We start from the raw sequence: 22,913 nt of genomic DNA on the forward strand, positions 1-22,913 counted from the left end.
GGGTTATAAAAAGCGATTTGTAGAATGGTCACGAGGATACAGGATATGAACGACGTGAACACGGGTTTCCCACAGCCATGAGCATCCACCGACGAGCTCCCCGATCCATCGTCGCGCTCGTTCCGTCGACCAGTGGAGCCGTCGGATCAGCGGTGACCACGGGCGCTCGGCCGGGGTTCGTCTCGTGGTCAGCCCGACCGCTCCAGCTAGAGGGAAGCGCCCACATCGCTGCGCTCGCTGGAATGATCGCGCTCGCGCTTCTCGGAGGGATACTCGTCGCTCGCAACCGGTACGAGGAACCGGCCTCGCTCGCGGCCGGTCCCGAGACGCATCCCGAGGAGTTCGTGACCGATCGGGAGCGCGTCCGACAACTCCTCCGGGAAAACGGCGGGCGGATGAAGCAGTCGAGCATCGTCGACTCCGTCGACTGGTCGAAAGCGAAGGTCAGTCGACTGCTCGCAGACCTCGAGGAGGACGAACAGATCACGAAACTGCGTCTCGGACGGGAGAACCTGGTCTGTCTGCCGGGTCACGAACCGACGGCGTCGAAATCGCCCGAACAGGTGAACGACGATTAATCACTCATCCCGACAGCGGGGCGCGATCCGCGTGTGGTGTCCCAGTTCTCGCTGCCGGTGCCGAGTGTACGGGAACTGACCGTCGACCGTTCCTATCAGCAATCGTTGTTTTCCGCGAACGAACGAGACACTGAATACGCTACTGCTGGGCCGTAGTATCCGATTTCTCGCGTAATGGTTCCGCCGGTTTATGCGCCGAAGCAACGACGAAACTGGTGCCTTCACGGCAACTATGAACGCACGCAATCAGTTACTCGTCGTACTTACCGCGCTGATGCTCGTTTGCTCGAGCGGGGCGATGGTCACTGCCGCGACATCCGGCAACACCATCGATCAGAGCAGCGAGTCCAGCACGAACGAGTACGACTCAGCGAACGAGACGACGAACGAAACGATAGACGACGAACAGGACGAGGCAACCACGGGGATCGACGGAAACGAGACGGTCCCCGGCGACGATGACGCCGACAACGAAACCGCGGACGCGGACAACGACTCCCAGCCCGCGTACGTGACGTTCGAAGATCAGACGACCGAGGGCGAGACGGTCGTCGTCGAGAACGTGACGCTCGCGAGCCCCGGTTTCGTGACGATCCACGATAGCAGCCTCCTCGTGGGAGACGTCTTCGAGAGCGTCATCGGTACCTCGGAGTACCTCGAGGCCGGCACGCACGAACAGGTCGAAGTCACCCTCGACGAACCGCTCGAGGAGGACGAGACCCTGATTGCGATGCCCCATCGCGATACGAACGACAATCAGACGTACGATTTCGTCGAATCGGAGGGGCAGTTTGACGGTCCCTTCCTCACGGCCGACGACGAGCCGGTGACCGACGATGCAGTGGTCACCGTCGAGGGAGCGGCCGATGAGGAACCGGTCGAGGAGAACGAGACCGACGAGGACGTTCAGCAGCCGGACGACAACGTCACTGACGAAGAACCAACTGACAACGTCACTGACGAACCGATTGACGACAACGAAACCGACGAACCGATCGGCGACAACGTCACTGACGAGGATGAGGTAGTCGACGAAGAGCCAGCCGATGAGATGCCGATGGAGGATCTACCGGTCGATGGTGACGGACAGCCGATCTTCGTCACCGTCGAGAATCTCACCATCGAGAACCTGAACGTCGAGAATGTAACCGTTTACGTCCTCGTCGTCGGTGAAGACGTTGACGGTGACGAGATCGCAGACCAGATCAACAACGTCACCGACGGTGAGATGCCGGTTGTCGACGAGACCGAAGACAACGTCACTGACGACAACGAAACGGAAGAGAACATCACGCCGATCGACGAAGAACCGATCGACGACAACGAGACCGAGGACGACGTCATCGACGACAACGAAACGGAAGACGACCTCACGCCGATCGACGATAACGAGACCGAGGACAACGAGACCGAGGACAACCTCACGCCGATCGACGAAGAACCGATCGACGAAGAACCGATCGACGACAACGAGACCGAGGACGACGTCATCGACGACAACGAAACTGAGGATAACCTCACGCCGATTGACGACAACGAAACTGAGGACAACGAATCGGAGGATAACCTCACGCCGATCGACGAAGAACCGATCGACGACAACGAAACGGAGGATGACGCCGACGATGTTGCGGCAGCCGAATCCTTCAACGTCAGCGACCTCGAGGCGCCCAGCAGCGCCGCGATCGGTGAGAACATCACCGTGACGGCGAACGTCTCGAACCCCACGGACGAGGAACGCACCGAGGCGATCCAGTTCCGTCTCGACGGTGACCTCGTCGCCGAGCAGAACGTGACCCTCGAGAGTGGCGCGAGCGAGGACGTCGAGTTCGAGGTCGACACCACCGGCCTCGCTGCCGGCGAGTACGTCCACATGGTGCTGTCGGACGAATCCGGAGAGGTCGCAGCCCTCGAGCTGACCGAGGAGACTGACACCGGACTCGACAACGAGACGAACGAGACTGAAACCGGACTCAACGAGACCGAAGACGGTCTCAACGACACCGGTGAGAACACCACCGACGGTGTGACGGCCGGCTAAGCCGACCCCGCGACTGCGACCGGGTTCGGTAGCGAACGGCCGACAGATCCAACGGACGGCGCGTCTTTTCTCGCCGTCGCAGCGAGGGTTGCGACGGTATGCTGTCGTTCGCTCGGCGGACGGCGCCACTCGATTCGGCGGTCCCCAGGCACGGAGCGACGGCGTCGTACCGAACTGGCTGTCACCGACGGATAGACGTGCAGGTATGGGCGAGACGCACGGTGAGCGCCGCTGTTCGGGATCCGCCGGACGGGAGTTGCCGCATCCCGTTCAGCCGAGCAGCTGATAGAGGCTGCTCGCAGCGACGGCGAGAAACAGTAGCACGCTCGAGAGCACCGGATCGATGCTCGAGACGACCGGCAGTCCGAGGCCGACGAGCGCGATGATCGCGAGCCCGAGGAGACAGAGCCCGAGGTGCATCCCCAAGACGCGCGAGTGATCGTCTGTGTGCCCGTCGACGTACTGGAGGACCTCGTCGAAGTGACGACCGGGCTGGATCGTCTTCGCATCGGAGTCGTACTCGATCACGGCGTCTTCCTCGAGCTGGGGGAGATGCGTCTGTTGGAGGGAAACGTAGACGCTCTTGTAGAGGTTGTTCGGGACGGGCGTGGTATCGGATTCCGTCGCAGCGATCTCGGTCGCGACATCGGAGACGTCGATCTGTCCGCCCTCCGCCGCGAGCAGCTGGACGATAGCCCGTCGTCTATCGTTACCGAGGATGTGAAATACCTCGCTCTCCTCGAGTGGCTCAGTTCTGTTCGTTTGAACTGACATCGATCAGAGAGAAAGGGCAAGGGTACTCGAACGGCCGTCCACCACCTGTGACCATGTCTCCCCATTTCTCCCACCACTACCTTTAACTTTTGCAGGTTACGCCATCACTCGAGTCGGACCGTGTGACCGCGATCCGCGCGACGGGGAGTAGGAGACGGATACAGTCACTCGAGCCATCGGTTCCGCCCACCGGTCACATCGTGCCCGAAAGACGTGGCAAACCGCGTTCGGAAGACGTGACGAACGGCGAGGACGGGAGAAAAACCCTCGAAGCGCCGAGCGTATCGGTCACTCGTCTCGAGGGCGGACGGGAGAGGGGTGACGTCGAAACGAAAAACGAAGCGGTCCGGAGGCGATCAGTCACCCGGGAGATGACCGCCGGATTGCATCTCCCGATAGGTCGTACAGGATGGACAGCCGTGGACGATGTCGCCGTTGTCACCGAAGACACGCGCGAACTGCTGCGTTACGTGCGTTCCGCAGTTTCGACATCGAGCACCGGCTGTCGACGATTCCATGGGCTTCCAGTCGTGTTGTGTGGAGTTCATGGGTTGTAGGGGGTGTACTCGGACGGATACGATCGGGGACGCCACCGACCGGATGGACCGACCGCCAGGCTTGATCCGGTCGCGACGCGGCCGATCTGCCGCAATACCCGTCCGGGCATCATCGTATCGAGGGGAGCAATCGCGAATAAAGGAGGTTGACCGTTCACCCGAGAAGCCGGTCTGAGAACCGGGAAATAACCGGTTTCCGGGCAGTTTGACCCCGTAGAAGCGCCGATACCGACGTGTAGTCGAACAGTCGTCGATCGACCTCAACCAGAATTCAGCCGTATTAGGTATTCAAACCGGGGATTGACTGGTTCGTGGAATCGTCGAAAGCTGTACTTTCCGGATCGAAATACGATCTTACGTCGCGGAACGAAGTGGCGACGGAGAATAAGGTACATCGTTATAAAATACCACTATCGCTTACCGATTTTTGTGCTGGAATGTAATGGTGGAACTCCCGACAGTGGTGGTCCTGCGACAGACCCACTCGAATCGTCACCTCTCACACAGAGCGAACGGACCCTGCCCGTCCTGAACGGGTGACTACAACTATGTCAACGCAAGCAAGTAACACACGATCCGAGTCGACTGCCAATCCAGCGGCCAAACTCGATGTCCTCGGTGACGACTGCGCACGGACGATCCTCATCGCCACGAGCGAAGGGCCGAAGACCGCAAAGGAACTGACGAAACGAACGGACAGCTCGTCGGCAACGGTCTACCGACGAATCAACAACCTCCTCGAGAGCGATCTCCTGGCGGAGTGTGTGCGGTTCGAGAACGACGGGTCCCATACGACCGCCTACGAGACGACCGTCGACGCCCTTCGCGTTCGGATCGACGCGGACGGGATTAACGTCGTCGTCTCTGATAGCGACGGCTGATTGGCCTCGGATGGGTCGCGGATGTGGTGTCTGTCTGCCCGGTGAAACGATTGTTTTCGACACCGCTGATGACCGCCTCGAGCGCCGCCCCGATCGACGCGTCGGAGATCGAGTAATATCCGGGAATATGTGGTTACGCTCGAGTAATACCGCACGAAATGACGGAACGGACAGTGTATGAGACGGATAACAAATATCTATTCACTGGAACGGTCAGTGTGATTGAGCAATGCACGATCTGACCGGCTTCCAGCGCGACCTGCTGTACGTGATCGCAGGTGCCGACCGACCGTCGGGGCAGACCGTCAAAGACGAAGTCGAGAAGTACTACAGTTCGGAGATCAACCACGGACGGTTGTATCCGAATCTGGATACGCTCGTCAACAAGGAACTGGTCGAGAAGGGACAACTCGACAGGCGAACGAACTACTACGCGATCACTGATGCCGGTCGACAGCAGATCGAAGATCGTCGGGAATGGGAGGGACAGTATATCGACTTCTAGGGCGACAGGTGGCCCTCGACGGCGGAAGACCGCGAGTACAGTCGATCTCACAGTGAGCCGTGTCTCTCCCACCGGACGATAGTTTTCACTCTCGCGGTAACACGGCCATAACAAAGCACGGAAGAGTGTATCGCTCCAACGAGAATGGCACCCGTCTTGTCCGCACAGGGATCGAACGTTGCACGACGAACCCCGGTGGATCGTCGATGAGTCATCGAACCAGTAGTCGGACGCGATTCGAGTTCGTTCGCCGGTACCCGCTCGATCTCGCGGCCGTCTCGATCAGCGCGGTACTCGCGTTCCTAATCGTGACGGCGTTCGAGTCCGGAACCGGCCTTCGATTGTTCGTTACGATGCCGCTTGCACTGTTTCTCCCGGGCTACGCGCTCGTTTCGGTCCTGTTTCCGGCCCGCGAGCGGGACGCGCGAGAAACGGCGGCGACGGCCGCCGAGGCCCGTCCCCGCGGAATCGACGTCACCGAACGCGTCGGTCTGGGATTCGTCCTCTCGCTCGCGATCGTTCCGCTGGCCGTGCTGCTGTTGCCGATCACCGGCTGGGGGCTGACCGCTGCGTCGATCGCAGGGGCGCTCGCTCTCGTGACGGTCGTCACCGCCCAACTGGGTGTCGTGCGACGGCTCCGGACTCCGGACGCCGATCGGTTCAGCGTCTCCCCGATCTCGAGTCTGGAGCGTCTCCGCGGCGACGATAGCGCGGTCGCGACGGCGTCGTCGGTACTGCTCGTAGTCGCGATCGGAACGGCGGTCGGCGCGTTACTCGTTGGATTTTTGCTGCCCGTAGCGGGCGGCGGGTACACCGAGCTCGCGCTGTACAGCGAAGACGAAGACGGCGAACTGGTCGCCGGCGCGCTGCCGAGCGAGGTCGAGCCGGGCGAGTCGATCCCGCTAACCGTCTCGATCGAAAACCAGGAGGGCGACCAACAGCGCTACACGGTCGTGGTCCAGGAACAGGTCGTCGAAGACGGCGAGGTGGTCGAACGAACGGAGTTACGACGGATCGACGCGACCGTCTCGGACGGCGCGACCGCGAGCGGGGAACGATCGGTGACGCCGACGGCAGGACCCGGCGAAACGGTCCGGATCAGTCTGTTGCTCTATCAGGGCGAACCGCCGGCCACGCCGACGAACGAAAACGCTGCGGAGGAGACCCACTTCTGGGTGGAAGTAACAGGAGCGTAACGACTCCCGCAGAGGACCCCGCCGTGGACGTGACCTCCGATCGGGACGGTATCGAGTTCCGAGGGAGAGCCACTCCGTTTTGGGGCGCGTTCGACGCGTTCGATGCGTACGACACACTGACTTACCGCCTCGAGACAGCAGTCTCAACTCGAGTCGGAGCGACCCTCCGAGCCGGAGCTATCCCTTCGAGACGGGCTGAGACGGCCAGAGGGGTAAGTCGGCGCGAACTGGGATGGCGAGGATAGCAAACGACGACGGAAGTCGGGCGCGGGAAACGCTCTACCGGCTCGCGAAGCCGAACGGAAAGTCCAGATCCGGACGGCGGGAGAGGTGTTGTACTGCTGAGAGGGCGAGGACGACGAAACAGAGTACCAGTGCGACGACCGGTGCCAGACCGGTCGTCAGGGGACCGACTGCGAGCACCGACAGCCCGAGTGCGACGACGCCGACCGCCGTCACCGCCGCGTAGATGCGATGCCACGGCCGATCGTTCTCGAGGTGGCGGTCGAGGTACGGCTCGAACCGGTCCTCGCTCGGCAGCAGTTCGATCTTGTGCCCGTCGGGATCCCAGTCGACGATGCCGTGGTCCTCGAGCATCGGCAGATGGGTCTGGTACAGCGAGATGTACACTCGCCGGCGCTGGGTCCGGGTCACGTCGTCGGGCTCGGTGTCGTTCTCCCACGCGGCGACCTGCTGGACGAGCGGCGCGAGATCGCAGGAGCCGCCCTGTCGTTTCAGGTACTGGACCGCCCGTCGTCGCCGCGCGTTACTGAAGACATCGAATAGCTCGGCTTGGGTGAGTTCAGTCTCAGACATGTCTGCTCTCGTCGTGTCGTCTCGAGTCCCGATTCCGTCTGACGGGTGTAGTCGGATTCCTCACACCAGCGAATGCCAGACTGTGTCACTTTACTATCGCTCGGCTACCCCTGAGAAAGGGAATTGTACCAGTTGGCGTCCGTGACAGACGCAAAATTCGATGTTTCAGCGCCCGAACGCACTCTGTACGCTCGTTCGCGGCCGCGAGCGACCGGCTCACGACGGTGACGGGGAGTGCCGTCCCGACGAGGCCGTAGTACGTGACTACGGGCCCTGCAAGCCGGGGATAACAAAGCCTCGCTACCGGCTGTTTCAGGACGATTACCCACGCGGGTATCGATTGACTATGAAACGAATACGCGACCGACCACGACGCCGAGTAGCGGCTCGAACGCACGCCACGATTCACCGTCGCGGTCGCTCGAGCGACGTCCGGGGGAGCCGTGACGACGGAGGCAAACCACAATGAGCGAAGCGGTACGAGAAGTCGTCCGCGGCGACGGCTGTACGATCGACGCCGACGCGACGGTCGGCTACGGCGAGTTCGACGAGCCGACGCGGATCGGCGAGAACGCGACGATCCGCGCCGGCTCGATCGTCTACGGCGACGTGACGATCGGCGACGAGTTCGCGACCGGACACGACGTCCTCGTCCGCGAAGGGACGACGATCGGTGACGACGTGCTCGTCGGAACCAAGACGGTCATCGACGGGCAGACGACGATTCGTTCGCACGTCAGCCTCCAGACCAACGTCTACGTGCCGACCGAGACGACGATCGGAAACAACGTCTTCGTCGGCCCGGGTGCGGTGCTGACCAACGACGAGTACCCCGTCCGGACCGACGACGGACTCGAGGGGCCGACGATCGAGGACGGCGCGTCGATCGGCGCGAACGCGACGCTGTTGCCCGGCGTCACGATCGGCGAGAACGCGTTCGTCGCCGCCGGGGCCGTCGTGACGGACGACGTTCCGGCTGACAGTCTGGCCGTCGGCACGCCAGCGACCGTCCAGGAGCTACCGGACCCGCTCGAGGGGGCGAACCAGCTCGCATGACGGACACCGAAACGAACCGAGAGGCGGAGACGGGTATCGATGCCGCCACTGGTGCCGATGCCGGAGCCGAGACAGCGAACGCCGATACCGAACCCGACCGCGACGCGACGCCCGTTCCGATCGCCGACCCCCAACTCAGTGCTGACGCCGTCCAGCGGGTCGAATCCGTCCTCGAGGACGGCCGACTGGCGGACGGGCCGGAAGTCAGGGCCTTCGAAGAGGAGTTCGCTGCCTACTGTGGCACCGACCACGCGGTCGCGACGGCTAACGGGACGACCGCGTTACACGCCGCCCTCGAGGCGATCGGACTCGAGGACGGCGACGCGGTGATCACGTCGCCGTTTTCCTTCGTCGCGAGCGCGAACGCGATCCGACTGGCGGGCGGCACACCCGTCTTCGCCGATATCGACCCCGAGACCTACACGCTGGATCCGGCCGACGTGAAACGGGTGCTCGCCGAGCGCGACGACATCGCCGGAATCCTGCCGGTCCACCTCTACGGATTGCCCGCGGATATGCCGGCGCTGTGTGACATCGCCGACGAGCACGATCTGTTCGTCCTCGAGGACGCGTGCCAGGCCCACGGCGCGAAAATCGACGGCGAGCGAGTCGGCACGTTCGGTGACGCGGCCTGCTTCTCGTTCTATCCGACGAAGAACATGACGACCGGCGAGGGCGGAATGATCGTCACCGACCGCGACGACGTCGCCGAGCGCGCCGCGAGCTACGTCAACCACGGCCGAAACGTGAACGGGACCGGCGGCTACGACCACGTCGCTCTCGGGCACAACTTCCGGATGACCAGCATCGAGGCGGCGATCGGTCGCGTCCAGCTCGAGCGACTATCCGAATTCAACCGTGCCCGTCGCGAGAACGCCGCCGCGTACGACGAGCGGTTCGCCGACCTCCCGCTCGAGACGCCGACGGAGCCGACCGGCTCTCGGCACGTCTACCACCAGTATACGGTTCGGACGGAAGATCGGGACGCCCTCGAGGCGGCCCTCGCGGATCGCGACGTCGGGACCGGGATCTACTACGAGACGCCGATTCACCACCAGCCGGCCTACGAAACGGTCAGTACGGCCGCGGCGCGGCTCCCCCACGCGGAACGGGCGGCCGAGGAGGTGCTCTCACTGCCCGTTCACCAGGGCCTGTCGACACGCGACAGGGAGACTGTCGTCGAAGCAGTGCGGGATCACGTTACCAGCCAATGAGTACGGACAGAACGACTGACGCGACGACCGACGAACAGATTCGAGCCGGCGTCATCGGCGTCGGCTCGATGGGCGAAAACCACGCGCGCATCTACGCCGAACTCCCCCGCGTCGAACTCGCCGGCGTCACTGACCACGACGACGAGATCGCACGACGAGTCGCCGACGAATACGGGGCCGAACCGGTCGACCTCGAGACGCTGTGCGAGCGCTGTGATATCGTGACGGTTGCTGTCCCGACCCACGCTCACTACGAGACGGTCTCGGCCTGTCTCGAGGCGGGCGTCAACGTATTGGTCGAGAAGCCGATCGCGGAAACCGTCGAGCAGGGCCAGAAACTGGCCGAACGGGCCCGCGAGGCGGGGCTCGTCTTGCAGGTCGGCCACATCGAGCGGTTCAACCCGGCGGTGCAGACGGTCGCGGAACTGATCGACGATCTGGACGTGATCAGCATCGAGGCCCACCGGCTCGGCCCGCCGATCGACCGGACCGCACCGGGCAACGTGGTCTTCGACCTGATGGTCCACGACGTCGACGTCGTCGGGTCGATACTCGACGAAAAACCGCACTCGGTCGCCGCGATGGGGGCCGAGAACGGCAACTACGCTACCGCGACGATCGAGTACGACGACGTCATCGCGACGGTGACGGCGAGCCGCGTCACCCAGAAGAAGGTCCGGAAACTCACCGTCACCGCCCGCGAGTGTCTCGTCGAGGTCGACTACCTCGAGCAGTCGGTGCTGATCCACCGCGATTCCTACCCCGAGTACCTCACGGACGACGGCCAGTCCCGCTACCGCCACGAGAGCGTCGTCGAGCGACCTCGCGTCGACACCGGCGAGCCGCTTCGAAACGAACTCGAGTCATTCGTCGAGGCGGTTCGCACCAGCACCGAGCCGGAAGTGACCGCCGAGGACGGGATTCAGGCCCTCGAGACGGTCCAGTTGATCGATCGGCTCGCGATGGGGCCGCCGGACGAGACGGACGACGAACCGCCGCAGGAGCCGGAGGTGGAAGCCTGATGCCGGACGTCTCTGGCGACGCCTGTGACGCGGCAGACAATCAGACTACTGGCGGACTCTACGGCTCGAGCCAGTCCCCCGACCGTCAGCGCGACCGCCTGACGAGCGGCGAAATTCCGGTCGCCGTCTACGGTCTCGGAAAGATGGGGCTCCCGCTCGCGGCGGTTTACGCCGAGACGACGGGAAACGTAACCGGCGTGGACATCGATCCCGCCGTCGTCGAGACGATCACCGGCGGCGAGAGCCACGTCATCGGCGAACCCGGCCTCGCGGCTCTCGTCGCCGACCAGGTCGATGCGGGCCGACTCGAGGCCACGATCGACGGGTCGGCTGCGGCGTCTGCGGCACGGATTCACGTGATCATCGTCCCGACGCTGCTGGACGACGAGAACGATCCGGATCTAACGACGGTCGAGTCGGTCGTCGACGACATCGCCGCCGGTCTCGCTCCCGGCGATCTGGTGATCGCCGAGTCGACGTTACCGCCGGGGACCTGTCGCGACGTGCTCGAGCCCCACCTCGCAAGCGAGAGCGGGCTCGCAACCGACGAGTTCGGGCTCGCGTTCTGTCCCGAACGGACGTCCTCGGGGACGGCGCTCCGGGATATCCGCGGTCAGTATCCGAAGGTCGTCGGCGGCGTCGATCCGGAGAGCACCCGGGCGGCCGCGGTCGTCTACGACGAACTCTCGGAGAACGATGTCCACCCCGTCTCGGACGCGACGACGGCGGAGGCCGTCAAGGTGTTCGAGGGCATCTACCGCGACGTGAACATCGGCCTCGCGAACGAGCTGGGGCTGCTCGCGGACGAACTCGACGTTTCGACCCGCGAAGCGATGGACACGGCGAACGACCTGCCGATGTGTCAACTCCACGATCCCGGCCCGGGCGTCGGCGGGCACTGCATTCCGTACTACCCGCACTTCCTGCTCGGCCGAACCGAGGAGCCGATGGCCGTCACGGAGACGGCTCGCCGAGTCAACCACGAGATGCCGTCGGTCGTCGTCGATCGACTCGAGCGCGAACTCGAGCGGGTGGACACAGACATCACGGACGCCTCGATCGTCGTCCTCGGCGTCACGTATCGACCGGGCGTCGAGGAAACGCGCGCCTCGCCCGCGCTGGGGGTTATCGACGACCTGCTCGAGCGGGGGGCCGACGTCGCGGGCGTCGATCCGCTCGTCGATCCGGCCGACTACGGCGCGCGCCCGGTGACAATTGAGGGGCTGTCGGACGAAGCGTTCGACGCCGCCGTGATCGTCACGCCCCACGAGGCGTTCGATCGAATCGACTGGGGCGGCCTCGAGCCGATGGTCGTCGTCGACGGGCGAGACGCGGTCGACCTCTCGGAGACGCCCCATCGGGAGTACGACCTCGCCGGCTCGAGCGACGGCCGACCGCCGCGGGGATCGCGCGATCCCGACGACGGTATCGAACGCGATGGCACTGATCGCGATAGGACTGATCACGATGGGACCGAGCGCGACGGAACCGAGCGCGAGCCGTCGGAGGCGGTGAGTGCGAGCACCGACGGAGGAAACGATGTATAAGGGCAAGCGGATCGGCGTCGTCGTGACGGCCTACGACGAAGCGTCGTTCGTCGGTCGTGTCATCGAAACCGTTCCGGACTTCGTCGATCGGATCTACGCTATCGACGACAGATCGCCGGACGAGAGCTGGCAGGTGATCCAGCGGGTCGCCGAGCGGGTCAACGCGGCGGCCGAAAGCGACGCGACCGAACCGGCGGTCGCGGTGGCCGACGGCGGCGACGACCGGCGCGTCGTGCCGATCCGTCACGAGGAAAACCGCGGCTACGGCGCGGCGGTCAAGACCGGCTACCGCCGCGCGACGGAGGAGGGACTGGACGTCGTCGCCGTCATGAACGGCGACGGCCAGATGGACCCCGCGATCCTCGATCGAATCATCGATCCCGTCGTGACCGGCGAGGCCGAGTATGCCAAAGGGAACCGGCTGCTCCGACCCGAAGACCGCGAGGACATGTCGACGTTCCGGTTCGTCGGGAACGCGATCCTCACCGGGCTCTCGAAGTTCGCGTCGGGCTACTGGTCGATCGGCGACCCGCAAAACGGGTACACCGCCATCTCGCGGGACGCGATCGAGCGACTCGATCTCGAGGCGATCACCGACCAGTACGGATTTCTGAACCACCTCCTGACGCACCTCAACGTCGCGGGCTGTCGGGTCGCGGACGTGCCCATGACGGCGGTCTACGGTGATGAGGAAAGCAGCATTCGGTACGTCCCCTTCGTCCGGTACGTCTCCCTGTTGTTACTCCGGAGCTTCTGCTGGCGGCTGAAAACGCGGTACGTGGTCCGATCGTTCAACCCGGCCGTCGTCCACTACGCCGTCGGCTCCGTGGGGCTGGCCGGCGGGCTAGCGGGAGTGTGTGGCTCGCTCGTTCGAGTCGCCCGCGGCAACGAGGCCGCGACGGCGAGTCTCGCCTCGTTCGCCGCGATCCTGGTCGGACTCGTCTCGCTCGGCAGCGCCATCCAGCTCGACGCCGAGGCGAACGAGGGACTCGAGATTCCGTGCGACGAGCGCGACGCGACGACCGACCGCGACGATCGACCGGCGGCTCAATCGATCGAGTGAGTCACGATCGCGTCGCTCTCGCAGGTCGGACACTGAGTGGTTCCGGCCGAGACGTTCGTTCCGCAGTCACGGCACTCGTGGACGACCGTAACTGATTTGACGCCATCGCCGCTTTGTGCGGCGGTTTCTGGAGTGTCTGTCGTGGTTTCGGACCCGGAGAACAGTTGACTAAGTAGTGTGGAGAGACTCATAGAACGGGGTTGTCGGCCCTATTCCAGAGATAGGTATAAGCGTTTCGTGAGCCGGACGATACTCTTATCGCTGCGTATCCTTCAGCACTGGAGTCACATCGTCTGCGAACGCGGCTGCAACGCTCGCTTCGTCGAACGGTCGAGACGGTCGACCGTCCCCCGAGAGCGGGCGACGTCGACGAGCAAATCGGTGAGGTTCACGAGATCGCCGACGTACTCCTGTCGACGACGCTGCCAGCGCTCGTCGGCCTCGTCGTCGGCGAGGACCTCGAGAGACCGCTCGCAGACCGCATCGTACTCGTCGAACTGCTCTGCGAGGCCGGCGCGCTCGAGTTCCTGGAACTCGCCGTACTCGTGACGGTCGGTGCCGCGGTAGCGAAAGGCAGGCGTACCGAGCAGTGCGGCCTCGTTGACCATCGTCCCGGTGTCGGCGACCAGGAGCGAAGCCTCGGCCATCGCGTCGTGAATCAGTGCCGGGTGGAGGTCGTACGCCCGCGCGGGGAGGTCCCGGAGGTCCATCTCGTTCCCCTCGTCGGAGACGAAAACGGTCACCTCCTCGCTGAGGCGTTCGATCAGGTCGCGTCGCTGTTCGGGTCGGAACCCCTCGAGGTCGGCGTCGTGAAGGGCGTCGAGGGCGTTGAATCGGACGATTGCGTACGGTTCGTCCGGAGCCACCCCGAGGTACTCCCGGATGTCTGCGTTCGGCTCGAAGACGTCGGGGTGGAGATAGGCGCACTCTTTGAAGCCGTCGAAGGTGTAGTGGGCGTCGCCGAGATCGCGGCGCGTTACCGCCGGAGAGAGAATGCAATCGGCGAACGGCCGAGAAACGGTGTGGTTGAAGTCACCGGGCTCGTCGTCCAGAACGAGGACGACCGGGGTTCTCGTCAGTATGCCGGCAGCGGCGGCGTAGGGTCCCCTGCCGAAGATCACGTCGGGATCGAACCGGATCGATTCGGTCGCGATCGTGCGGAACTGGCCACCTAACTCGCGTGCGAACCCCAGTTTCGAGTACCGCTCCGTTTCGTGATCGCCGTACACTCGGTACGGCATGTCGAAATAGTCGAGTAGGTCGGTCGTACAGGCGTACCGCCGAGTGAGCACGAGCACGTCGTGGCCCGCTCGCTCGAGGCGGTCGACGGCGTGTCGATACAGATGGACGTGAGCTGGCGTATTCGCCAAGACGAGGATCCGCATCGATAGTGGCTACCCCATCTCGACCCTTTGTAATCCCATCGCTACGGGGGATTCCGACCGGAAGTCACCGTATACGAATCCCACATCTAGACGTACGTGAAGAAAAACTCGCGTGGGTCGGGCGGTTAACAAAACGGTCACAGTCCGTTTCGTCCGGTACTCGAAATGGACGTCCTCACGCTCACTGCGTACGCCGACGCCCCGTTCATGGTCCAGCAGATGGACGCGCTCGAGGAGCGCGGCGTCTCGTTTACGACGATGTCGGTGGCCGGTGAGATCGACGCCGACACTGACCGGAGTCCGGTGGATTACATTCGGACGGTTCCAGAGGTCGTGCGGGAAGCGGGAAACGGCTACGACCTGATCCACGCCCACTACGGATTGACGGGGCCGATAGCCCTCGCACAGCTCCGCAAACCGGTCGTTCTCTCGCTGTGGGGATCGGACGTCCACGGCCCGGTCGCACCCGTCAGCCGGGCCTCCGCGCCGTTCTGTGACGAGGTGATCGTCATGTCCGAGGAGATGCGCGCGGCACTCGGACGCGATTGTCGGGTGATACCCGACGGCGTCGACCTCGAGACGTTTCGGCCGGAGCCTCAGGATCGGGCCAGCGCGCGGGTCGGCTGGGACGACGATGAAGACGCGTACGAGGTACTCTTTCCCTACTCGCCCGCGCGCGACGTGAAGAATTACCCGCGGGCCGAGCGCGTGGTGACCGTGGCCGACAACCTCCTCGAGCGACCCGTGCGGCTCCGGACCGTCTCCGGCGTCGATCACGATGCGGTGCCGGACTATATGAACGCCGCCGACGCGCTCCTGTTGACCTCTCACAGCGAGGGATCGCCCAACTCGGTGAAGGAGGCGCTGGCCTGCAACCTCCCCGTGGTTGCCGTCGACGTGGGCGATGTCCGGGAGCGACTGGCGGGAGTCGAGCCTTCCCGCGTCGCCGCGAGCGACGAGGAACTCGTCCGGGGACTCATCGCCGTCCTCGAATCCGGCGAGCGATCGAACGGCCGCGAGGCCGCCCGCGAGGTGAGCATCGACCGAACGGCAGATCGGATGCTCGAGGTCTACGAGGAGGTCGCGGGGCAGGTCATCGAAACAGAGGACGACAGGGAGAAACGGCGTGTGGCGGGAGCGGCTCGACTCGAATAGCTCTCGCAACACCGACCTCGAGCCGGTAGGGTTCGAAATTTAGTTTCCGGCCCAAAACATATCTTTCACCAACGCGTGGGAACCCGTATGGGAGCGGACGATTCGAAAATGTCAGATTTCGACCCGTTTCCGGAAACGGGAACGGAAACCGAGGTCAACGACGCAGCCGAGCGGGAGTGGACGGCCACGACGACGGCGTTCGAGCGCGTCGAATCGGTTCTCGGTCGAACGACCGACTGGCAGAGCGCGAGCGAAATCGCTGACCGAGCCCGCGTCTCTGAACCGACCGCACGAAAGCATCTCACAGCGCTGGCCGAGACGGGGCACGCGGCGACGAGAGAGACCGGAAATGCGACCCGGTTCCGTCGCCATCCCGACCGACGGCGACTCGAGCGAGTGCAACGACTCGCCGACGATCACTCGCGCGGTGAGTTAGAGCGTTCGATCCGCGAGATGAAAGCGCGGATTCGGGCGTTCGAAGACGCGTACGAAGCGACGAGTCCCGAGGAACTCGTCGATAGTCTGGAACCGGACGACGAAGACGGGTGGAACGATCTCTCTCGGTGGAAGACGACGCGCCGAAATCTCGCGTTCGCGAAGACGGCCCTCTCGTTTACGGAAACGCGACTCGTCGACTCGAGGAGCACCGGTGAGGAACGCGCAGAGAATGCCTGACGAACGGGGACCGATCGACTGGGACGCGTTACGCTCGGTCGAGCGCGTCTTTCGCGATCGACTCGACGGACTGGTCACGGACGTAACGTACGATCCGAGCGCTATCGACCCGGTCGAACTGCAGATCACGCTCGCCCTCGGCTTCGACGGAGACAGCTGCCGGTTCGACATCCAGTGGTGGATGAATCACGGATACAAGTACCACTACAGTGAATCCGATCTCGAGTTCCGATTCGGCTGGGAAATCCGTCCGATCTACCCGGACAAACACTTCCACCCACCTGAAAACCCGGCCGAGCATCGCGAGTCGTGTATCACTCACGAGGAACCGGAACTGGTCACGCTCGCCGTCATCAAGTGCTGGTGGGACGCGCTCGAGGCCGACGATCCATCGCTACTGAATTCGCGCGAAAATCCGCCATAGCTGGACGAGACTCGATACTCGGTGGCCGTTGTATTCCAGCGCTACTGCACTTCCGCCTCGTACCACTCCATCACCTCGGGCACGTGCGCCTCGAGCGGCTGATACTCGTATCCGATCTCCTCGCTGGCCTTCCGCGAGCTGTAGAACAGTCGCTGGGTGGCGAGCGTCGCCATCTTCCGATCGAAGGGGAACATCCGGCGGTCGGCGACGGCGTCGACGACCTCGGCGACCGGCCCGGCGGCCTGGATCGCCGCGGCAGGGACGCGGATCCGTGCAGGTGAGCCGCCGGCCGCGTCGGCGATCCGGGAGACCGCCCGGTCGTAGGTGAGGTTCTCGCCGCCGAGGATGTAGTGCTCGCCGCTGGTTCCGTGCTCGTACGCCGCCAGTATGCCGTCGACGACGTCGGAGACGCCGACGATGCTCAGGCCGCCGGGGAGGTAGGCGGGCATCGTCGGCTCGACACCCATCGCGAGCAGTTGCGCGGTGAACTCCTCGTCGCCGGGGCCGAAGATCGACGTTGGATGGACGGTGACGGCGTCTCCGTCCGTTTCGGCGTACCGATCGACCAGTTCCTCCGCCTCGGCTTTCGAGGCCTGGTAGGCACCGATCGGCTCGGAAACGTCCGTCTCGTCCGCGAAATCGCTCCCGTTCTTCGGGCGGCGCGTTCCGGAGGTACTGGTAAACACCACGCGACCGACGTCGCCGTCGCGACAGGCCTCGAGCACGCGCTCCGTCCCGTCGCGGTTGACCTCCCGGACGGTGTCGGGACCGGCGCTCCAGAGGCCGATTCCAGCGAGGTGGAAGACGGCGTCGGCCCCGTCGACGAGGTCGCGCAGCGTCTCGTCGTCGAAGATATCGCCGACGTACCACTCCACGTCGTCGAGGTCCCCCCGATCCGAGGTCGGTCGGCTGAGCCCGCGGACCGTCCAGCCCTCCGCGAGGAGGCGATCACAGAGCCGCGAGCCGAGGAAGCCGGTCGCACCGGTGACCGCCGCAGTGCGGGGCTCGGTCGTCGCGGTCATCGACCACCCTCGAGTTGCGGCGGGACGGCGTCGCCGGCGACCGCGGCGTACACGCGATAGGCGGTCGAGACGGCGGGATGGGGCTCATCCGAGGGCGGGAGGTCGCCGTCGGGGATCCGCTCTCGAAGTCGCTCGAAGTCGACGCCGTCCCCCTCGACGGTGACCGGCCCCGCGTCCCCGCGGGCCGTCTGCAGCGCCGCGTCGGGCTCGAGCGATCGGCCGAGCAGCGAGGACGCCACGGCGTCGACGGCGGGAGCAGCGCCCGCGAACAGCGCGTTTCCTGCGGCGGGGTCGCCGCCGTAGGCGGTCGTCGCGTCCAGGACGGAGACGGCGGGGTCGATGATGCGCGTCGCCGCGACGGGAACTCGCTCGGGATCCGCCGTCGCATCGCCGAGCGCGGCGAGCGTTCGCATCGCGCCGGCAACGGGCCCGTCCTCGGTCGGCCGCAGCGACGGCACGACGACGACGGTACTCCCGACGAGCCGCTCGGGCACAGAGAGCGCGACCGGACTGCCGTCGACGACACAGATATCGTCGGTCCGGGACTCGTCCGCCAGATCGACGAATTCGGCGTCGAAGCGCTCGAGCAGGCTCGCGTAGCCGAGATATTCAGCGGTTCGATCGACGGAGATCCGCTCGTCGCTCGCGCCGGCGACGGCGACGGCGGCGTCAGTCCGCCGCTCGAGACGGGACACGATCGAGCCGATCACGGCCGGGTCAGTGACCATCCCCGACGACGGATGGAACGGGTAGTGGGCGTCGGGGACGAGCGTAATCCGATCGGCCCCGGCGAGCGTCTCGAGCGAGGGATCGAGCAGGTCTCGGACGGGTGACTCGAGCGCCGCCATGCGGGCGTCGATATCGGGATCCCACCCGCCGCGGCGTTCGGTGGCGTCGACGGCGGCCGCGCGGACCGGTGTCTCGTCCGTCGCGTCATCTGTCGTGCTCGTCGCGTCATCCGTCGCGCTCATAGCGTCACCTCGGGCGTCTCGAGTTCCCCGATCTCGTCGGCCGCGTCGTCGGTCTCCGCGGCTGCCAGTTCGTACGCTTGCTCGGCGAGCGCGAGCGTCCGGCGACCGTCGGCCCCGTCGACCGGCGGCTGCTCGTCCTCACGGATCGCCTCACAGAAGTCCGCCAGGGCGTCGTAGTGGGCCTGCAGATAGAAGGTCGGCCCGAAGACGTCCGGTTCGTCGCGCGTGAGTCGACTGGCGACGTTCGAGAGGGCGGACTTGGCCGCGCCGGCGTAGAAGTTCTGTGGCAGGTGGTCCTGATTGCTGATCGTCCCCGTCACGCCCTCGAGTCGCAGCCGGGTATTGACCTCCGGGAGCTGTTCCCACTGGTAGGAGCCACAGTGGAGCGTGATGGTCGTTCCCGTCTCCGGCGCTTCCATGAGGACGGTCGCGGCGTCCTCGACGTCGATCTCGAGCGTCTGTCCCATCGAGGCGTCCCGGACCCGGAGATCGCCGAACAGCCACTCGAGGACGTCGAAGCAGTGGACGCCGAGTTCGAGCAGGGAGCCGCCGCCGACCGCGTCGGCGTCGAGCGGCCACGACGGCGGCGCGTTCTCGACCGGTGGTCGGCCGAGCGGACCGTCGTTGAGCCGGGTGATCGAGGCGTAGGGAACGTGACCGACGCTCCCCTCGTCGTAGGCCGCCTTGACGCCGGCCATGTCCGGCTGGTAGCGCAGCGTGTGGTCGACGCCGATCGCGATACCCGCCTCGCGGGCCGTCTCGAGCATCTCGTCGGCCTCGTCGGTCGTCCGAGCCAGGGGTTTCTCGACGAAGACGTCGACGCCGGCCTCGGCGGCCCGCTCGACGGCTTCGGCGTGAAGGAACGGCGGGAGTGCGACGACCGCCGCATCCAGATCCTCGGACGCGAGCAGCGTCGCGTAGTCGTCGTACGTGTTCGACGCGCCGGCGCGTTCGGCGCGCTCGCGGTTCTCGGGGACGGCGTCAGCGGCCGCCACGACCTCGACGCCGGGCATCGCGGCCGCCGACTTCAGGTGTACCATGCCGATATTTCCGACGCCGAGTATGCCCACCGACAGGGAACTCGAGTCGGTCCATCGATCCAGAAGCGTTGGTGCCATCTGCCCGAAAACGGGCCGGCTGCGGGCTTTGTTATCGTCGTCGTACCGCGTCGAGCGGCCGAGTAGCGCGTCCCTTCGGTCGGTCTCGTCCGTCAGCTCCAGCTCGCCGTCGCCCGCTCGGTGGCTGACGACGGTCCCGCGACCCGGCGGGCGACATCGGCCATCGTCTCGACCGTGAGATCGGTCGCGGTCCGCCGGCGCTCGAGGTGAGAGAGAATCGCCCGCATGCGGTGATCGTCCCGCTCGTGGGTCAGGTTGTTCGGGTGGAGCCACATGTGGAAGAGCCCGTCGGTCCGAGTCGCCTCGTCGATCCCGCTGCGGGCCAACTCGACCATCGGGTCCGTCCAGATCGACTCCGCGACCGTCCGCGCCGGCCCCTCGAACCCGAAGAGGAACATCGACGCCGGAACGTTGACCAGCCCGTACTCGTCGACGGCCGGTTCGACCAGCATCGACCGGTCCCGAACCGTCGAATCGAAGATCCCGCGCACGCCGTCCCGCGTCGGCGATCGTCCCCGATAGGCCGAGACGCCCTGCTCGGCCAGCACTTCCCGATGGCCGATATCGTTGCGCGGGTAGACGAACGAGTCGATCGACTCGTTCCAGTCGGCCGCGATTTCGCGGCTGCGCTCGAGTTCGGCGACGGCGAACTCGCGATCCGTCTCCGGGCGGCCGAACAGGGCGTGCGAGAAGGAGTGGCTGGCGAACTCGTGGTCGGTGTCCGACTCGAGGAGGTCCGTCACGAGATCGGGGCCGTATCGGAGGTCATCGCGATCCGCCCAGTCGGTTCGCTCGCGGTCGAACCAGCCGTCGGGAGCCGGATGGTCGGCGTGGACACCGTCGCAGTCGTCGAGCATGAGATGACCGACGACCGCCCACGTCGCCGGGATATCGAACTCCTCGAACAACTCGAGCATGACCGACCAGCCGCGGCGACCGGCCTCGACCCGCTCGGTCGGCGGATCGGCCAGATCGTGAAATCCCCAGCCGAGTTCGGCGTCGAGGGAGATTACGACGCTGCCCACGGTATCCACCACTGTTGAACTCGTTTCATATCGGGACGGTCCGCCCGGGATGACTTTGTTATGGATCTCTTGTCGGGACGGGGACCGAGAACCGTTGCGGTTCCCGCCGCCGCTCGAGCGCCTCCGAGCGCGGACGTGCTGGCGGAGGAATTAATCGGAGCGAACGGAATCGAGTGGGGGCGGCTACCGGGTGAAACCCCTCTATAACAAAGCGCTCGTCGGGCAATTTCTGTCCATAGGCGTCTTCGACGTCTCCCTACATAAATCATGAGCGGATCTACAACACCCTCCGAGCGAGCGTTCGTGCTCGGACTCGACGGCGTACCGTGGAGACTCATCGAGCAGTGGAGCGACGAGGGCGAACTCCCGAACTTCGCCCGGATGCGCGAGGAGGGCGCGTCCGGAACGCTCGAGAGCACTCGTCCGCCGACGACGCCGCTCGCGTGGCCGTCGATCGCCACGGGAGTCTGGCCGGACAAGCACGGAATCTACGGCTTTCAGAACCTCTCTTCGGAATACAGCCACGAGATGTACACGAGTCGAGATCTCCAACAGCCGGCCCTCTGGGAGCAACTCGGGCCGGCCCACGTCGGGAACGTCCCGATGACGTATCCGGTCAGCGAGATCGACGGCACCATGGTCACGGGCATGATGACGCCTTCGACGGACCGGGAGTTCACCCATCCGCCGGATCTCCGGGACGAGATCGAGTCCCGGATCCCGAACTACGAGATCAGCCTCGATTACCCCAAGTACGCCGACCGACTGGACGACTTCGAAGTCGCCGTCGACGACGTGCTCGCGAAGCGCCGCGAACTGATGCGGATTCAGATGGACCGCGCCAGCGACGACTGGCAACTGTTCTTCTTCGTCTACACCGCACCCGACCGATTCCAGCACCTCATCTGGGACATGGATCGGCTCCTCGCCCACTACAAGAAACTCGACAACGTACTCGGCGAGGTTATGGACTACACGGACGATCACGACGCGGATCTTTACGTCGTCTCCGATCACGGCTTCGGTCCGATCGAGGACCTCGTCTACGTCAACCGCATCCTCGAGCAGGAGGGGTTCCTGTTCCGACGCGAAGACGACGGGACCCGCGGCGCGCTGGCGAGCCTCGGCATCTCCCGGGACGCCATCACCGGTGCGCTCAATCGGGTCGGGATCACCGAAAAGGCCCTCGTCCAGTCACTCCCCCGACAGCTGGTCGACTCCGTCGCCGAGCAGATCCCCGGCGATCACGCCCTCTACGACGTCGATTTCGATCGAACGGTCGCGTTCGTCCACGACACCGGAAATCTGTACATCAACGACACCGACCGCTTCGACAGCGGCGTCGTCGATCCCGGCGAGATATCGGAGATCAAGGCCGATATCAGGGCCGCCCTGGAGTCCGCGACCGACGCCGACGGGGAGGCGCTGCTCGAGGTGTCCGATGGGGACGAACTGTTCCCGACGGACGAGGAGTCACCGGACCTCGTCGTGAGCGGTCGGGGTACCTACGAGTCACGAAGCACGGTTGCCGACGACGTGATCGGCGACACCGGTGTTTACGACGCGAGCCATCGCAGCGAGGGAATCGTCCTGTGTCGCGGGCCGTCGATCGACGCCGGGGCGACGCTCCGGGGGGCTCGCGTGGTCGACATCGCGCCGACGCTGCTCCACGGAATCGGCGAACCGGTCCCGGAAAACGCCGACGGACGGGTGTTGTTCGACGCGTTCGCCGAGGAAGCGCGCCCGTCCTCGAGGAAGGTCGACCGCACGACGGTCAGCCGGACCGACAGCGACGACGCGGTCGACGAGGACTTCGACGAGGTCGAGGACCGATTGAAGGGGCTCGGCTACATGGAGTGATGGATCCCTCCGTCCGTCGCGTGTTCTC

23 protein-coding genes are annotated in these 22,913 nt (G+C 64.9%); 14 read left to right on the plus strand and 9 right to left on the minus strand.

Annotation, left to right across the window (positions count from 1 at the left end):
* The first annotated feature begins 77 nt into the window (after positions 1-77).
* Entirely contained in the window at positions 78-578 is a 501-nt protein-coding gene (locus tag LDH74_RS09580) for a hypothetical protein (RefSeq protein WP_226042276.1), read from the plus strand.
* A gap of 232 nt (positions 579-810) precedes the next feature.
* Complete coding sequence (locus LDH74_RS09585; protein ID WP_226042277.1) at positions 811-2,619, plus strand: hypothetical protein; 1,809 nt, start codon at positions 811-813, stop codon at positions 2,617-2,619.
* 270 nt (positions 2,620-2,889) lie between these two features.
* On the opposite strand, the gene LDH74_RS09590 is transcribed toward LDH74_RS09585, so the two are convergent.
* The gene (locus tag LDH74_RS09590; RefSeq protein ID WP_226042278.1) at positions 2,890-3,393 is read right to left on the minus strand and encodes an ArsR family transcriptional regulator; all 504 of its coding nucleotides are present in this window, start codon (positions 3,391-3,393) and stop codon (positions 2,890-2,892) included.
* Positions 3,394-3,749: 356 nt separating this feature from the next.
* The gene (locus LDH74_RS09595; RefSeq protein WP_007109247.1) at positions 3,750-3,911 is read right to left on the minus strand and encodes a hypothetical protein; all 162 of its coding nucleotides are present in this window, start codon (positions 3,909-3,911) and stop codon (positions 3,750-3,752) included.
* Between the two features lie 587 nt (positions 3,912-4,498).
* Between LDH74_RS09595 and LDH74_RS09600 the strand changes: the two genes are divergently transcribed.
* The 3 genes from LDH74_RS09600 to LDH74_RS09610 all read left to right on the plus strand — a co-directional run bounded on the left by LDH74_RS09600 (position 4,499) and on the right by LDH74_RS09610 (position 6,532).
* On the plus strand, positions 4,499-4,831 hold the full coding sequence (locus tag LDH74_RS09600; RefSeq protein ID WP_226042279.1) for a winged helix-turn-helix domain-containing protein: 333 nt from the start codon (positions 4,499-4,501) through the stop codon (positions 4,829-4,831).
* A gap of 229 nt (positions 4,832-5,060) precedes the next feature.
* A complete protein-coding gene (locus LDH74_RS09605; RefSeq protein WP_098726399.1) occupies positions 5,061-5,336 on the plus strand; it encodes a PadR family transcriptional regulator in 276 nt (91 codons plus the stop codon).
* A 206-nt stretch (positions 5,337-5,542) separates the two neighbouring features.
* Positions 5,543-6,532, plus strand: a complete 990-nt coding sequence (locus tag LDH74_RS09610; RefSeq protein ID WP_226042280.1) for a DUF1616 domain-containing protein — start codon at positions 5,543-5,545, stop codon at positions 6,530-6,532.
* Between the two features lie 279 nt (positions 6,533-6,811).
* Here the strand turns inward: LDH74_RS09610 and LDH74_RS09615 are convergent, their stop codons facing one another.
* Complete coding sequence (locus LDH74_RS09615; protein WP_226042281.1) at positions 6,812-7,348, minus strand: hypothetical protein; 537 nt, start codon at positions 7,346-7,348, stop codon at positions 6,812-6,814.
* A 465-nt stretch (positions 7,349-7,813) separates the two neighbouring features.
* Between LDH74_RS09615 and LDH74_RS09620 the strand changes: the two genes are divergently transcribed.
* Genes LDH74_RS09620 through LDH74_RS09640 form a run of 5 tightly spaced genes read left to right on the plus strand, consistent with a single transcriptional unit; the run spans position 7,814 to position 13,250 of the window.
* Positions 7,814-8,404 carry an acyltransferase gene (locus LDH74_RS09620; RefSeq protein WP_226042282.1) on the plus strand — a complete coding sequence of 197 codons (591 nt, stop codon included), beginning with the start codon at positions 7,814-7,816 and terminating at the stop codon, positions 8,402-8,404.
* Positions 8,401-9,618: a DegT/DnrJ/EryC1/StrS family aminotransferase gene (locus LDH74_RS09625; RefSeq protein ID WP_226042283.1), complete on the plus strand. Its 1,218-nt coding sequence runs from the start codon at positions 8,401-8,403 to the stop codon at positions 9,616-9,618. The genes LDH74_RS09620 and LDH74_RS09625 overlap by 4 nt, the downstream gene beginning before the upstream one ends.
* Positions 9,615-10,640 (plus strand): Gfo/Idh/MocA family oxidoreductase, encoded by a 1,026-nt coding sequence (locus tag LDH74_RS09630; RefSeq protein WP_226042284.1) that lies wholly within the window; start codon positions 9,615-9,617, stop codon positions 10,638-10,640. Before LDH74_RS09625 ends, LDH74_RS09630 begins: the two co-directional genes overlap by 4 nt.
* Positions 10,640-12,187, plus strand: a complete 1,548-nt coding sequence (locus LDH74_RS09635) for a nucleotide sugar dehydrogenase (RefSeq protein ID WP_226042285.1) — start codon at positions 10,640-10,642, stop codon at positions 12,185-12,187. The genes LDH74_RS09630 and LDH74_RS09635 overlap by 1 nt, the downstream gene beginning before the upstream one ends.
* Positions 12,180-13,250: a glycosyltransferase family 2 protein gene (locus LDH74_RS09640; protein WP_226042286.1), complete on the plus strand. Its 1,071-nt coding sequence runs from the start codon at positions 12,180-12,182 to the stop codon at positions 13,248-13,250. The genes LDH74_RS09635 and LDH74_RS09640 overlap by 8 nt, the downstream gene beginning before the upstream one ends.
* Here LDH74_RS09640 and LDH74_RS09645 read toward each other — a convergent pair.
* Both LDH74_RS09645 and LDH74_RS09650 read right to left on the minus strand, forming a co-directional pair.
* Complete coding sequence (locus tag LDH74_RS09645; protein ID WP_226042287.1) at positions 13,235-13,441, minus strand: hypothetical protein; 207 nt, start codon at positions 13,439-13,441, stop codon at positions 13,235-13,237. The genes LDH74_RS09640 and LDH74_RS09645 overlap by 16 nt on opposite strands.
* 93 nt (positions 13,442-13,534) lie before the next feature.
* Positions 13,535-14,635 (minus strand): DUF354 domain-containing protein, encoded by a 1,101-nt coding sequence (locus LDH74_RS09650; protein ID WP_226042288.1) that lies wholly within the window; start codon positions 14,633-14,635, stop codon positions 13,535-13,537.
* Between the two features lie 165 nt (positions 14,636-14,800).
* Between LDH74_RS09650 and LDH74_RS09655 the strand changes: the two genes are divergently transcribed.
* The 3 genes from LDH74_RS09655 to LDH74_RS09665 all read left to right on the plus strand — a co-directional run bounded on the left by LDH74_RS09655 (position 14,801) and on the right by LDH74_RS09665 (position 16,889).
* Positions 14,801-15,790, plus strand: a complete 990-nt coding sequence (locus tag LDH74_RS09655; RefSeq protein WP_226042289.1) for a glycosyltransferase — start codon at positions 14,801-14,803, stop codon at positions 15,788-15,790.
* Positions 15,791-15,898: 108 nt separating this feature from the next.
* Positions 15,899-16,465: an ArsR family transcriptional regulator gene (locus LDH74_RS09660; protein ID WP_226042290.1), complete on the plus strand. Its 567-nt coding sequence runs from the start codon at positions 15,899-15,901 to the stop codon at positions 16,463-16,465.
* Positions 16,458-16,889: a hypothetical protein gene (locus LDH74_RS09665; RefSeq protein WP_226042291.1), complete on the plus strand. Its 432-nt coding sequence runs from the start codon at positions 16,458-16,460 to the stop codon at positions 16,887-16,889. The genes LDH74_RS09660 and LDH74_RS09665 overlap by 8 nt, the downstream gene beginning before the upstream one ends.
* Before the next feature lie 41 nt (positions 16,890-16,930).
* Here LDH74_RS09665 and LDH74_RS09670 read toward each other — a convergent pair whose 3' ends face one another.
* From LDH74_RS09670 to LDH74_RS09685, 4 genes are all read right to left on the minus strand, one after another.
* Positions 16,931-17,911, minus strand: coding sequence for an NAD-dependent epimerase/dehydratase family protein (locus LDH74_RS09670; RefSeq protein ID WP_226042292.1), 981 nt, complete (start codon positions 17,909-17,911; stop codon positions 16,931-16,933).
* Positions 17,908-18,882, minus strand: a complete 975-nt coding sequence (locus LDH74_RS09675) for a DUF362 domain-containing protein (protein ID WP_226042293.1) — start codon at positions 18,880-18,882, stop codon at positions 17,908-17,910. Before LDH74_RS09675 ends, LDH74_RS09670 begins: the two co-directional genes overlap by 4 nt.
* Entirely contained in the window at positions 18,879-20,000 is a 1,122-nt protein-coding gene (locus tag LDH74_RS09680) for a Gfo/Idh/MocA family oxidoreductase (protein ID WP_226042294.1), read from the minus strand. The genes LDH74_RS09675 and LDH74_RS09680 overlap by 4 nt, the downstream gene beginning before the upstream one ends.
* A gap of 92 nt (positions 20,001-20,092) precedes the next feature.
* Positions 20,093-21,025: a polysaccharide deacetylase family protein gene (locus LDH74_RS09685; RefSeq protein ID WP_226042517.1), complete on the minus strand. Its 933-nt coding sequence runs from the start codon at positions 21,023-21,025 to the stop codon at positions 20,093-20,095.
* A 267-nt stretch (positions 21,026-21,292) separates the two neighbouring features.
* Here LDH74_RS09685 and LDH74_RS09690 point away from each other — a divergent pair, with 267 nt between their 5' ends.
* Entirely contained in the window at positions 21,293-22,885 is a 1,593-nt protein-coding gene (locus LDH74_RS09690) for an alkaline phosphatase family protein (protein WP_226042295.1), read from the plus strand.
* Positions 22,886-22,913: the final 28 nt, after the last annotated feature.

The organism is Natrinema sp. DC36, from assembly GCF_020405225.1.
Classification (GTDB): Archaea; Halobacteriota; Halobacteria; order Halobacteriales; family Natrialbaceae; genus Natrinema.